Source organism: Ornithinimicrobium sediminis (genome assembly GCF_021272345.1).
Classification (GTDB): Bacteria; Actinomycetota; Actinomycetes; order Actinomycetales; family Dermatophilaceae; genus Ornithinicoccus; species Ornithinicoccus sediminis_B.
Genome location: NZ_JAJSDQ010000008.1, coordinates 1 through 12,328, shown reverse-complemented (window position 1 = coordinate 12,328; position 12,328 = coordinate 1). Strand labels below are relative to the sequence as shown.

11 protein-coding genes, 1 tRNA gene and 3 pseudogenes are annotated in these 12,328 nt (G+C 70.6%); 9 read left to right on the top strand and 6 right to left on the bottom strand.

The annotated features are described in order from the left end of the window. Positions 1 to 8: 8 nt before the first annotated feature. Positions 9 to 599: a helix-turn-helix domain-containing protein gene (locus LVO85_RS14680; protein ID WP_232748244.1), complete on the top strand. Its 591-nt coding sequence runs from the start codon at positions 9 to 11 to the stop codon at positions 597 to 599. A gap of 77 nt (positions 600 to 676) precedes the next feature. Here the strand turns inward: LVO85_RS14680 and LVO85_RS14675 are convergent. Beyond that, positions 677 to 750, bottom strand: a tRNA-Ile gene (locus LVO85_RS14675). Between the two features lie 126 nt (positions 751 to 876). Here LVO85_RS14675 and LVO85_RS14670 point away from each other — a divergent pair. The 3 genes from LVO85_RS14670 to LVO85_RS14660 all read left to right on the top strand — a co-directional run bounded on the left by LVO85_RS14670 (position 877) and on the right by LVO85_RS14660 (position 4,404). After that, complete coding sequence (locus LVO85_RS14670; RefSeq protein WP_232748243.1) at positions 877 to 1,041, top strand: hypothetical protein; 165 nt, start codon at positions 877 to 879, stop codon at positions 1,039 to 1,041. A 140-nt stretch (positions 1,042 to 1,181) separates the two neighbouring features. Continuing rightward, positions 1,182 to 1,352 (top strand): hypothetical protein, encoded by a 171-nt coding sequence (locus LVO85_RS14665; protein ID WP_232748242.1) that lies wholly within the window; start codon positions 1,182 to 1,184, stop codon positions 1,350 to 1,352. A gap of 64 nt (positions 1,353 to 1,416) precedes the next feature. After that, positions 1,417 to 4,404 carry a helix-turn-helix transcriptional regulator gene (locus tag LVO85_RS14660; protein ID WP_232748241.1) on the top strand — a complete coding sequence of 996 codons (2,988 nt, stop codon included), beginning with the start codon at positions 1,417 to 1,419 and terminating at the stop codon, positions 4,402 to 4,404. Between the two features lie 28 nt (positions 4,405 to 4,432). On the opposite strand, the gene LVO85_RS14655 is transcribed toward LVO85_RS14660, so the two are convergent. Beyond that, a complete protein-coding gene (locus LVO85_RS14655; RefSeq protein WP_232748240.1) occupies positions 4,433 to 5,158 on the bottom strand; it encodes a M15 family metallopeptidase in 726 nt (241 codons plus the stop codon). Positions 5,159 to 5,294: 136 nt separating this feature from the next. Here LVO85_RS14655 and LVO85_RS14650 point away from each other — a divergent pair, with 136 nt between their 5' ends. The 4 genes from LVO85_RS14650 (at position 5,295) to LVO85_RS14635 (ending at position 8,666) form a co-directional block, all read left to right on the top strand. Then, positions 5,295 to 6,059, top strand: coding sequence for an amino acid ABC transporter ATP-binding protein (locus LVO85_RS14650; protein ID WP_408637701.1), 765 nt, complete (start codon positions 5,295 to 5,297; stop codon positions 6,057 to 6,059). Between the two features lie 12 nt (positions 6,060 to 6,071). Next, entirely contained in the window at positions 6,072 to 6,953 is an 882-nt protein-coding gene (locus LVO85_RS14645; RefSeq protein WP_232748239.1) for a glutamate ABC transporter substrate-binding protein, read from the top strand. Between the two features lie 94 nt (positions 6,954 to 7,047). Next, positions 7,048 to 7,728, top strand: a complete 681-nt coding sequence (locus tag LVO85_RS14640) for an amino acid ABC transporter permease (RefSeq protein ID WP_232748238.1) — start codon at positions 7,048 to 7,050, stop codon at positions 7,726 to 7,728. Further along, entirely contained in the window at positions 7,725 to 8,666 is a 942-nt protein-coding gene (locus tag LVO85_RS14635; RefSeq protein WP_232748237.1) for an amino acid ABC transporter permease, read from the top strand. Before LVO85_RS14640 ends, LVO85_RS14635 begins: the two co-directional genes overlap by 4 nt. 156 nt (positions 8,667 to 8,822) lie before the next feature. Here the strand turns inward: LVO85_RS14635 and LVO85_RS14630 are convergent, their stop codons facing one another. Further along, a complete protein-coding gene (locus tag LVO85_RS14630; RefSeq protein WP_232748236.1) occupies positions 8,823 to 9,599 on the bottom strand; it encodes an SDR family oxidoreductase in 777 nt (258 codons plus the stop codon). Positions 9,600 to 9,837: 238 nt separating this feature from the next. Then, positions 9,838 to 11,214, bottom strand: a complete 1,377-nt coding sequence (locus LVO85_RS14625; RefSeq protein ID WP_232748235.1) for an IS30 family transposase — start codon at positions 11,212 to 11,214, stop codon at positions 9,838 to 9,840. 40 nt (positions 11,215 to 11,254) lie between these two features. Between LVO85_RS14625 and LVO85_RS14620 the strand changes: the two are divergent. Next, positions 11,255 to 11,572, top strand: a pseudogene (locus LVO85_RS14620) (integrase core domain-containing protein); the annotation flags it as partial. 59 nt (positions 11,573 to 11,631) lie between these two features. Here LVO85_RS14620 and LVO85_RS17265 read toward each other — a convergent pair. Next, positions 11,632 to 11,853, bottom strand: a pseudogene (locus LVO85_RS17265) (IS1634 family transposase); the annotation flags it as partial. Between the two features lie 123 nt (positions 11,854 to 11,976). Further along, positions 11,977 to 12,328 (bottom strand): annotated as a pseudogene (locus LVO85_RS14610) (hypothetical protein); the annotation flags it as partial.

Here is a 12,328-nt window from a genome sequence, read left to right as displayed (position 1 = left end):
TCTTGCGTATGGAGCAAGACATCGAGGACCTGGACGGCCTCGTGCGCAAGCGCATCCGAGCCCTGCGCGTGGCCCAGGGGTGGTCGCTCGAGGAGCTGGCGAGCCGCGCCCATCTCAGCCAGTCCTCGCTCTCGCGCATCGAGAACGGACCACGGCGGCTGGCCCTCGACCAGCTCGTCGTGCTCGCCCGAGCCCTGGACACGACCCTCGACCAGCTCGTCGTGACCGCCTCGGACGACGTCGTCACCAGCCCGGTGGTCGACCACGCCCACGGGATGCTGCGCTGGCCGGTGCGCGCCGACCCGGGCATGACCGTCGTCCGACAACAGCTGACGGCGCCGCCGCCGGACAACCCTGCGAAGCTGCGCGCGCACCCGGGCCGGGAGTGGCTCGTCGTGCTCTCGGGCACCGCCCTGCTCCTGCTGGGCCACCGCCGATACCGCGTCGAGACCAACCAGTGCGCGGAGCTCCCCACCATGCTCCCCCACGCCCTCGGCGCGGAGACCGGGCCGTGCGAGGTCCTCGGCATCTTCGACCGCGACGCGCGTCGGGCCCACCCCACCCCTGAGTCTGACGGCGGGGACCAGGTGAGGCGATGACCCACGGACACGAGCAGCCGCGCGCCCGGACGGGCACCGCCGGGTGCTGCGTCGCGCCTGAGCAGTGCCGACGGGGGTGGGCCAGGTGGGGCTTGAACCCACGACCGACGGATTATGAGTCCGCTGCTCTGACCGGCTGAGCTACTGGCCCCTGCGTGCCGGAGGTTACCAGCGCTCCCCGTGCCGCACGTCGTGCCTCGACAGGCCGGCCGCACCGGCTCGGACTACCGTGCGGAGAAGGCGGCCGACCAGGCCACCGTGACAGGGAGGACGGCTCATGAGCGAACAGAGCGGACACGAGGAGCAGGTCGACGACGGTCGCCCCGACCCCGACGCAGACCCGGACAACCTCAACCCCCGGGACGATCGGGACACCGGCGACGACACCGAGTTCGAGGACCCGGACGCCGACCCGGGCAACCTCAACCCCCGGGAGACCTGAGACCCGGTGGTGGGGGCGCGGCTCTGAGGTAGCGGGGACCGAAAGATAGGGACTTCGCCCGATGAGGAGGGCTACCTCAGAGGCGCAGAGTCGAAGCACAGGATCCGAGAGCCGGACCCACACCCCACCGAGGAGCCATCGTGCTGACCACCCCGCTGCCCCTGCACCCGAGCGTCGTCGCCTTCCACCGTGAGCGGCTCGCCACGAGCTGGTCCCGAGCCCCCCTGTGGCGGACCGTCCGCCCCGACCGGCTGTCCCGTCGCCGCGGCCCGCAGGTGTGCGTCGGCACCTGCGCGGCCCTGGCCGGGTGACCCGTCCCGCCGCCGCGGGAGCGCCGCACCGCATACGCGGGCGCAGCACGCGATGATGGGAGGCGTGCCCGCCGACGACCTGCCGACGACCCCCCTCGTGGGGCGCACCCGTGAGCTGCACCAGCTGACGGCGCTGCTCGGCCTGGGCGCGGACCCTCGGGGCTCCGCTGTCGTCCTCGGCGGTGACGCCGGGGTCGGGAAGACCCGGCTGCTGGGTGCCCTGCGCTCCGAGGCTCTCGACACCGGCTGGCAGGTGCTGATGGGCCACTGCCTCGACTTCGGCGACAGCGCCCTGCCCTACCTGCCGTTCTCCGAGGTGTTCGGACGTCTTGACGCCGCCCGGCCCGGCCTGCTGCAGGACCTGCTCGAGGCACACCCTGCCGTCTCCCGGCTCCAACCCGGTCGGCGCATGCTGGCGCACAGTGGGTCCGGGAGCAGCCGCGGAGGCGCTCCTGGTGTGGCGTCCACTGACGAGGCCCTGGCCCGTGGCGAGCTCTTCGAGGGTGTGCACAGCGCGCTGACCCGGATGGCGGGCACTGCACCGGTGCTGCTGGTCGTCGAGGACGCGCACTGGGCCGACCGCTCGACCTGCGACCTTCTCTCCTTCCTCTTCGCCCGCGGCTTCGAGACCCCCGTGAGCGTGGTCGTGTCCTACCGCAGCGACGACCTGCACCGCCGTCATCCTCTCCGCGCACGGCTCGCGGAGTGGGGGCGCATGCAGCGGGTGACCCGGATGGGGCTCGAGGCGCTCAGCGACGCCGAGGTGCGATCCCTCATCCATGCCGTCCACCCCGGCCGCCTGGCCGAGCGGGACGTCGACGAGATCGTCGCCCGTGCCGACGGCAACGCCTTCTTCGCAGAGGAGCTGCTCGGCGCCCGTGACCTCGGGCCTGCCAGCCTGCCCACCGAGCTCACCGACCTGCTGCTCGTGCGCCTCGACCGGCTGGGTGAGGAGGGCCGTGCCGTCGTGCGTGCGGCGGCCTGCTCGGGCCGCACGGTCTCCCATGCCCTGCTCGCCCAGGTGGTGGACCTGCCACCGACGGCGCTCGACGCGGGCCTGCGGGAGGCGGTCGACGCGCACGTCCTGGTGACGCTGGACGACGACTCCTACGCCTTCCGGCACGCCCTTCTGGCCGAGGCCGTGCACGACGACCTTCTTCCCGGCGAGCGCACGCGCCTGCACGCCGCCTACGTCGCGGCCCTGGTGCAAGGGCGCGCGCGCGGCACCGCGGCCGAGCTCGCCCGGCACGCCCGTGCCGCTCACGACCTGCCGACATCCGCGACGGCTGCCGTCGAGGCGGGCGACGACGCCATGGCCGTCGGGGGTCCTGACGAGGCGGCCCGGCACTACCAGCACGCCCTGGAGGTCCTCGCCGACCCGGAGGTCGCCACCGCGCTCGACGTCGACGTGGTCGACCTCACGCTGCGCGCCGCCGACGCGCTCATGGTGGCCGGGCAGCTCCCCCGGTCCGCCGGACTGCTGCGCGACCAGCTCGGCCATCTCGGCGAGCGCATCGGGGCCGCGCAGCGCGCACAGCTGCTCATCGCGCTCGGCACCGTGTCACTGCTGACCGACGACGCACCCGTCAACCCGCTGGACGTCGTGTCCGAGGCGCTCGAGCTCGTGCCTCCCGGACCTTCGGCCCTGCGGGCGAAGGCCCTGTCGGTGCGTGCACGGGTGCTCGACGACCGTGCCCGCTTCGACGAGGCGGCGCGCTTCGCCCAGGAGGCCTTCGACATGGCGGACCAGGTCCAGGCCGCCTCGGTCCGGGTGGAGGCCGCCACGACCCTCGGCCGGCTCAAGGAGCTCTCCGGCGACCCGCAGGGATCGGTCGTCGCTCTCACCCAGGTCGTCGACCAGGCCCGCGGCACCGGTGACCACATCGCCCTCATCAGGGCGCTGCACCAGCTGGGCGGCGCCCGGCTGGAGCTCGGCGACGCGGCCGCCGCTCATCAGGTCTACCTCGAGGCTCACGCACTGGCCCTGAGGCACGGGAGACGCTGGGCCCCGTACGGCTTCGACTCGCGCGTGCTCGCCGGGCTCACCGCATACGCCATCGGCGACTGGCACACGGTCGACACGCTCACCGACACGACCGGTCAGGCTCCTCCCCCGCAGGCCGAGATGCTGGTCGGCACCCTGCGTCTGCTCGTCCTGGCCGGTCGCGGTGACCCCGACGGGCCGGCGGCCCTCCAGCGCGTGCGGCCAGGATGGAGGAGCGACGGCTGGGCCGCGATCATCGGCACCGGGGCCGCGATCGACCTGCTGGGTGACGCGGGCGACCTGGAAGGGGCGACTGCGGCGCTGGTGGACGGCGCGAGCACGGTGCAGAGGCTGTGGGACCTGCCCGTCTTCCAGGCTCAGGTCCGCCTCGGCGCGCTGCTGACCGGACACCTCGCCACCCACGCCGCCCGGGCCGGCAGCGTGGAGCGGACGGCGTTGCTGGCGCGTGGGGACGAGCTGCTCACGACCGCCGAGGAGGTCGTGGCCACGGTGGAGGGCGTGGGACGGCCCTACGGCCCGGAAGGACGGGCCTGGCTGTCCCGCATCAGGGCAGAGCACCTGCGCCTGTGCTGGACGGGCGGGTCCGGGACCTCCGACGACGCCGCGATGGTGCAGGCGTGGGAGGAGACGGTGACGGGGTTCGAGCAGCTGGGCCACCTCTTCGAGGCCGCGCGGTCACGCGCCAGGCTGGCCGCCCTCCTGCGCGCGCACGGTGACGTCAGCGGGGCCGAGGAGGTGGCCGCGCCGGCGCATGCGGTGGCCCTCCGGCTCGGCGCGACCCCCCTGCTCACCGAGCTCGAGGCCGCAGCGCCGCGCCGGGGCAGGGCCACGCAGGCTGCGGGTGGTGCGCCACCTCAGCTCACCCCACGCGAGGCGGAGGTCCTCGCCCTGGTCGCTGAGGGGCGCACCAACGGGGAGATCTCGCGGCGGCTCTTCATCAGCACCAAGACGGTGAGCGTGCACGTGTCCAACATCCTGGCCAAGCTCGGCGCGAGCGGCCGCACCGAGGCCGCCGCCGTCGCCCGCCGCACGGGCCTGCTGCGGTGAGGACGCGCCCAGGGGGCGTGCCGCGCGGTCAGTCCCGCCGGCCGAGCAGCGACCCGAGCCCGGCGGCCGCGACGCGCGGTGAACGGTAGTCCTGCAGGAGGGGGACTCCCAGCTCCCGCATCGCGCGGGCGGCGTGCGGTCCGACGTACCTCAGGTGCCAGGGCTCGTAGGTGTAGCCCGTGCGGTCGCGCAGACCCTGAGGGTAGGACAGGACGAACCCGAAGCGGTGTGCGTGCCGGGCCACCCACCGCCCCTCGGGAAGCTCGCCGAAGCACGCGTCGAGGTAGCAGCCACCCGTGAGGTCGTCGAGGTCGACCGCGAGCCCGGTCTGGTGCTCGCTGTGGCCGGGACGCGCGCTGGTCGCGTCGGCCGACGCCTGGCCGTAGTTGCGCACCCAGTAGTCGTAGGTGCCGGCCTGCGTCTCGTAGGACCGGTAGCCACTGATGACCCGCAGCCCCAGGCCCTCGGCCTCCGCCGCCGAGAAGAGCTCCTCCAGCTGGTCGTTGACCTCGGCACGCAGCTCGTATGCCGTGTCCCGCCACGGGACCAGGTCCGAGGGTGCGTAGTCGACCGGGTCCAGGGGCACCTCCTTGGTCACCACGACCAGCAGACGCTCGGCGTCGGTGCGCTCCAGCTCGGTCAGCGGTCGTTCGTGACGCAGGTTGCTGTGGCGGGCTCCGGCCGGGGCCGCCCACGCCGTCGCGCCGGCTAATGCTCCGGCGAGCACCACCGCTCGTCTGCTGGGCCTGGTCACCCCTCCATACTGCCAGGTGAGGCACCCCTACCGGCCGCAACCACCCACCTCGACCCCGCGGAGGTTAGGACACGATTTGGTATAGACCTGTTATGCATCGCCCCGCACAGGCATGCAGGTGGGTAGTGTCCCCACCATGACGCAGGAACCCTCCACGGCCACGTCGACCCCTCTGGTGGTCCTCAGCGGCGTCAACAAGCACTTCGGCGACCTGCATGTCCTGCAGGACATCAACCTCACCGTGCACGAGAGGGAGGTGGTCGTGGTCATCGGCCCGTCGGGCTCGGGCAAGTCGACGCTGTGCCGCACCATCAACCGTCTCGAGACCTACGAGTCGGGCACCATCACGATCGACGGTCAGGACCTGCCGGAGGAGGGCAAGGCGCTGGCTCAGCTGCGCGCCGACGTCGGCATGGTGTTCCAGTCGTTCAACCTGTTCTCCCACAAGACGATCCTGGAGAACGTCACGCTGGGGCCGATCAAGGTCCGCGGCATGAAGCCCAAGGCGGCCGAGAAGCACGCGATGACCCTGCTCGAGCGCGTCGGGGTGGCCCACCAGTCCAAGAAGTACCCCGCCCAGCTCTCGGGCGGCCAGCAGCAGCGCGTCGCGATCGCCCGGTCGCTGGCCATGGAGCCCAGGGTCATGCTCTTCGACGAGCCGACCTCGGCCCTCGACCCCGAGATGATCAACGAGGTCCTCGACGTCATGATCTCGCTGGCCAAGAGCGGCATGACGATGATCGTCGTCACCCACGAGATGGGCTTCGCGAGGAAGGCCGCCGACCGCGTGGTCTTCATGTCCGAGGGCGCCATCGTCGAGGAGAACACCCCCGAGGAGTTCTTCACCAACCCCCAGTCAGCCCGTGCCAAGGACTTCCTCGGCAAGATCCTCACCCACTGAAGGAGAAACACTGTGAAGCAGCACTCCCCGTACCGCATCGCCGCCGTCCTCGCCGCCTCCGCCCTGGTGCTCAGCGCCTGTGGCTCCGACGACGAGGGGGACGGTGGCGACGGCGACGCCGGCGACGCCGGCAACGGCGCCACCGAAGGTGAGGCCTCCGGCGACGGTCTGACCATCGGCATCAAGTTCGACCAGCCCGGCCTCGGCCTGCAGGAGGGCGACGAGTACTCCGGCATGGACGTCGACGTCGCCGTCGCCGTCGCCGAGGAGCTCGGCTTCGCCGAGGAGGACATCACCTGGCGCGAGGCTCCCACCCCGCAGCGCGAGAACCTGCTGACCACCAACCAGGTCGACATGATCTTCGCGACCTACTCGATCACCGACGCCCGCAAGGAGGAGGTCCAGTTCGCCGGGCCCTACTTCGTGGCAGGCCAGGACCTGCTCGTCACGGAGGACAGCGACGTCTCCGGGCTCGACGACCTGGACGGCCGCCTGCTCTGTTCCGTGACCGGCTCCACGTCGGCCAACAACGTGCAGGAGGAGGTGCCCGGGGTGCAGCTCCAGGAGTACGGCACCTACTCCGAGTGTGTGGAGCAGCTGGCCAACGGCACCATCGACGCCCTGACCACGGACGACACCATCCTGGCCGGCTACGCCGCCCAGGACCAGTACGCCGGGCAGCTGCGCGTCCTGGGTGAGCCGTTCAGCGAGGAGAACTACGGCGTCGGCCTCAACAAGGACTCCGACCAGTGCGAGGAGATCAACGAGATCCTCCAGGGCTTCTGGGACGACGGCACCATGGAGACGATCATCGAGGAGAACCTCGGTGCCGCCAACTACACCGCCAACCCCGACCTGAACCCCCCGGCCGAGATCGGTGGCCACTGCGGCTGAGCCCGCGCGGCACGCTCATCCCGGCCGGCACACCCCAGGCCACCGTCTGCGGGTGTGCCGGCCGGGCCCCGTCCGCCCTTCCTGAAGGAGTCCGATGCTCGAGCTGATCAACGACTTCAACGTCCTGACGGCCTTCTGGATGACCATCCGCCTGGCCCTGTGGTCATCGCTGTTCGCGCTGATCATCGGCACGATCGTGGCCATCATGAGGCTGTCGCCCGTGGGAGTCCTCCAGTGGGCGGGCGCCGCCTACGTCACCCTGCTGCGCAACACCCCGCTGACGCTCATCATCCTCTTCTGCAGCCTCGGCCTGTGGGGCCAGCTCGGCGTCGAGCCCGCCTCGCGCACCTCGGACACCTTCATCGTCGACCTGAACTTCCGCCTGGCCGTGATCGGCCTGGCCTTCTACCACGCGGCATTCGTCACCGAGGCGATCCGCAGCGGCGTCAACACCATCCCCGTCGGGCAGGCCGAGGCGGCCCGCTCGGTCGGGCTCACCTTCGCCCAGAACCTGCGCTACATCATCCTTCCGCAGGCGTTCCGGGGCGCGATCACCCCGCTGGGCAACGTGCTCATCGCGCTGATCAAGAACACGACGGTCGCCGTGGCCATCGGTGTCGCCGAGGCCGCCTACGCCCTCCGCAACATGATCGAGTTCCGGCCCGACGTGATCCTGCTGAACTTCCTCATCATCGCCATCGGCTTCGTCATCCTGACGCTGCCCACCGGGCTCGCGGTGAGCTACCTGTCCCAGAAGCTGGTGGTCCGCCGATGAGCGCGCAGCAGGTCCTCTTCGACGCACCCGGGCCCAAGGCGATCCGGCTCTACCGCATCCTCGCCGTCGTCGGCGTCCTCATCGTGGCCGGCGCCCTCGGCTGGATCGGCTGGCGGATGTGGGACCGCGGCCAGCTGACGGCCGACAAGTGGTCGCCCTTCCTGGACTGGTCCATCTGGCAGAACTACTACATCCCCGGCTTCTGGGACACGGCGCGGGCAGCGCTGGCCGCCATCGTGATCTCGATGTCGCTGGCCCTCCTGCTCGCCATGGGCCGGATGTCGGACCTGGCCCCCCTGCGCTGGGTCACGACCGTCTTCGTCGAGTTCTTCCGCGCCGTCCCCGTGCTGATCATGATGATCTTCACGTTCTTCTTCCTGTCCCGGCAGGGCTGGTTCCCCGACAACCTGAACCCCTTCATCGCCACGGTGACCGGCCTGGTGCTCTACAACTCCTCGGTCCTGTGCGAGGTCATCCGCAACGGGGTGGGCTCGCTGCCCAACGGGCAGCGTGAGGCAGGGCTCTCGATCGGACTGAGCTCCTCGCAGACCCGACGCATCATCCTCATCCCCCAGGCCTTGACCGCGATGCTGCCGACCCTGGTCAGCCAGATCATCGTCATCGTCAAGGACACCGCGCTGGGCTACATCATCCTCTACCCCGAGCTGCTCACGCGGGCCCGCCAGCTCGGGTCAGCTGAGGCGAACGTCGTGCCGGCCTACATCGTCGCGGCTGCGCTGTTCATCGTCATCAACTACGGGCTGGGCAGGCTCGCCGAGGCAATCGAGGACCGGCAGCGCCGCAGGTCACGCAGTGCCGCCAAGGCCACCGGCGCGGCGGCCATGGGCGGCGACACGGGCGGTGTCGCCGCCGGGGTCGGCATGCACGGGAAGATCGGCACCGGCAGCACCTCCGGCACAGCCGAGGAAGGCTACTGACGGACGCTGGGTGCGCGACGAAGGCCCGGACCGTGCGGTCCGGGCCTTCGTCGCGCGGTGAGCTGAAGCGTCCCAGGTTTGATGCCGCTCCTGTTTGAGTCCAGGAGGATGAGCATGCCGAAGAAGATCGACCCCGAGGGACCGAGGGACCGCCGGTCACCCTTGCAGCAGCGACTGCGCCCCGTCGACCCACACCTCGGTGCCGCTGATGTGACCGGCCGCGTCCGAGGCGAGGAAGGCCACCAGTTCGGCCACCTGCTGCGCCGAGCCCGGGGCCCCTTCGGTGAGCGGGATCTCCCCCTGCGGGAACTCGACCGGGATCTTCACGTCCGAGTTCACGAACCGCGTGTTGTCGTCGATCTCGGTCTCGATCGTCCCGGGGCACACCACGTTGAGGCGGATGCTGCGCGGCCCGAGCTCGACTGCCAGCATCTTGGTCAGGGCGACCTGGCCCGCCTTGCTCGCGGCGTATGCCGTGGCGCCGGAGTTGGAGAAGACGCGCGTGCCGTTGACCGACGCGACCACGACGACCGAGCCGCCGCCCTCGGCCAGGTGCGGCACCGCATGCTTGACGGTGAGGAACGTCCCGGTGAGGTTGATGTCGACCGTGGACCGGAAGTCCTCGACCCCGAGGTCCTCGATGCCGGCCCACGTGCCGTTGACCCCGGCGTTGGCGACGACGACGTCGAGCCCGCCGAAGCGCTCCACGGTCGCCGAGACCATCCGGCGGACATCGTCCTCCTCGCTGACGTCGCCGGGCACCACCAGCGCCTGGGCGCCGGCGGCCTCGAGGTCGGACGCGACCTGTTCGAGCTCCTCCCGGGTGCGACTGACCAGGGTGACGTGCGCACCCTGCGCAGCGAGCGTCCGTGCGCTCGCCTCACCGATGCCGGACCCCGCACCGGTCACCAACGCGACCTTGCCATGCAGCATGCTGTGCTCCTCTCCTGCTCCCACTCTCGACGCAACGGCTCGACCCAACCTACGGGGTAGGTCCGCCATCGGCAGGATGCGTAGCCAGTCCTGACCCGCTCCGCCTAGGCTGCGGACCGACGGGGTGCTGGCGCGGGACGAGCGTGAGGAGAACCGATGGAGGATTGGGTCGTCGGGGTGCTGGCCGTGCTGGTGGGTGCCCTGTTCCTCTTCCGCGGCTACCTCGCGCTGGGCGGAATCAACCGGTCGTCGCAACATCTGCTTGTTGGATCGAGAGTAGTTGCTCGTGCATCGCTTCGGCCGGTGTCTTCCAGCCGAGCGTCTTGCGCGGTCTGCTGTTCAGCGCGTGCGCGACGGCTTCGAGGTCCTCGGCGGCCCACCGCGAGAGGTCGGTGCCCTTCGGGAAGTACTGCCGCAGCAGCCCGTTCGTGTTCTCGTTCGTCCCGCGCTGCCACGGGCTGTGCGGATCGGCGAAGTAGACCGCCGTCTTGGTCTGGACCGTGAACGCGGCATGGGCCGAGAGCTCCTTGCCGCGGTCCCACGTCAACGACCGGCGCAGCTGTTGCGGCATCGTGGTCATCGTGATTGCGAGGGCCTTGTTCATCGACAGCGCACCGTAACCGCCCAGCGCCGGCCCGTTCTTCACCGGGACGATCACCCCGTAGCCGTCCTCGCGCGGCAGGTGCACCAACATCGTGAACCTGGTCCGGCGTTCCACGACCGTGCCGATCGCCGAGCGCTGCAGCCCGATGATCAGGTCCCCCTCCCAGTGGCCGGGCACCGCCCGGTCCTCGACCTCGGCAGGCCGTTCGCTGATCATCACCTCGGCCGTGACGTGAGCACCGGGCTTGCTGCGCGCCCGCGCTCTGGGCACTCGGAGGGCACGGCCGGTGCGCAGGCAAGAGACGAGCTCGCGCTTGAGCGCTCCGCGGGCCTGGACGTACAGCGCCTGGTAGATCGCCTCGTGGCTGATCCTCATGGACTCATCATCGGGGAAGTCGATCGGCAAGCGGGCGGCGATCTGCTCCGGGCTCCACGCCAACGCCCAGGCGCGGTCCTGGCGCCGAGGCTTGTTCCGCCCCTTCCACGGTGCCGGCGTGGGGCCGGTGACGATGGTGCCGTCGGGGCGACGGACCTGACCGGCCAGCCTCTCCTGGACGTACTCGCGAAGCCGTGGGTTGGTGACCAGCTTGGCCGTCCTAGGCCGGCGGGCTGCCAGCTCTGCCTTCCACTGCGCCACGCCCGCGCGATACGTCAGGTTCCCGCCGCGGGTCGCGGCGTTGCGCCGCAGCTCCCGCGAGATGGTCGAGGGCGAGCGCCCGATTCGGCGGGCGATCTCACGCACGCCGTGGTCCTGGGCTCTCCACAGCGCGATCTCCTCCCGCTCGGCGAAGGACAGGTACCGGCCCGAGGGTGCGTCGAGGCTGATCAACGGCATGCCGCCACGTTCGCGGAACCACCTCGACCCCACAGAGCCCGACACGCCGACCGCGATCCCGGCATCCTCGCTCGTCATGCCCTCGGCGATCCTGCGCCAGAACGCCCGCTCGACCTCCCGACGGATCGGCGGCCGCCCTGGCGACCTCATCGCCGGTCGTCCTGTCCGTGTGACCATCCACCCTGGCTGCCGTCCCATCAACACCTCCACTGTCGGGGTGTTGCTTCGACTGGTTGAGTCTGGTCAGTACACCTCCACCCAGCTCGCCGACGCCGCGCAGGACCTGGGCGTGCTCCTCTCGGTCGGACGCACAGGCGTGTGCTGGGACAACGCCCAGATCGAGAGCTTCTGGTCGACCCTGAAGACCGAGTTCTACGACCGTCACCAGTTCGCCACCCACGCCCACGCCATCCGGGCCGTCACCGGCTGGATCGAAACCGTCTACAACCGCCGCCGGCGCCACAGCGCCCTCGGCCAGATCCCTCCGGTAACGTTCGAGCACCGGACCATCACCGCGGCCTCAGAAGCCGCCTAACCGATGTCCACCAAACGGGGCAACCCCACCGTAGTACCGACTCGTGCCACCGGGGTACGTCACTGAGCGGTGAGGTCGAGTGCGTCGAGGATGGCTTTGGCGGCGGGAGTGAGGGGGTCTTCGGCGAGGTGTTCCTGGCCGGCGATGCGGACGCTGACTTGTTGCAGTCGTCGTAGTGTCCTGACGATCTTCTTGATGCTCATCCCAGTCGCTTCCTACAGGTAGCGGGCCACGGCCAGCGCGGCGAACGCGATGGTCAGGTGGGCCTCGATCGACTCGCGGGTAGCGCGAGGCGCTGAACCGACGAGAACACGGATTGCGAGATGCGTAGTGCCTCATGTCAATGTGCCCGCGAAACTGGGGCCGTGCCTCAACTAGGAATGCCCGCGAAAGTGGTGGGTGGTTCAGCTGGCTTGGACGCGGATGCCGCGGCGGAGGTTGGGGAGGGCTGAGGGGAAGCTGGCGAGGTAGAGCTGTTCGGTCTTGTCCTTGGCCAGGACGAGCAGCCGGGCTTGCAGGTCGGCGATCCGGCGGGCCAGGTCGGCAGGGTTGAGGTGGTCGCGGTAGGCCAGCAGCTCGTTCTCCTGGGTTGCGGACAGGACCTTGGCGGCCAGGAGCCGTTGCAGCGGGGTGCGGGGCGGGTCGTACAGGCGGGTTCGACGTCCGTGGCGGTCGGTGCCGTACCCGGTCGGTTTCTTGGTCGGGGTCAGGTAGTTGAGGCGGTCGTTGACCAGCGGCCACAGCCGGCCGAGCACG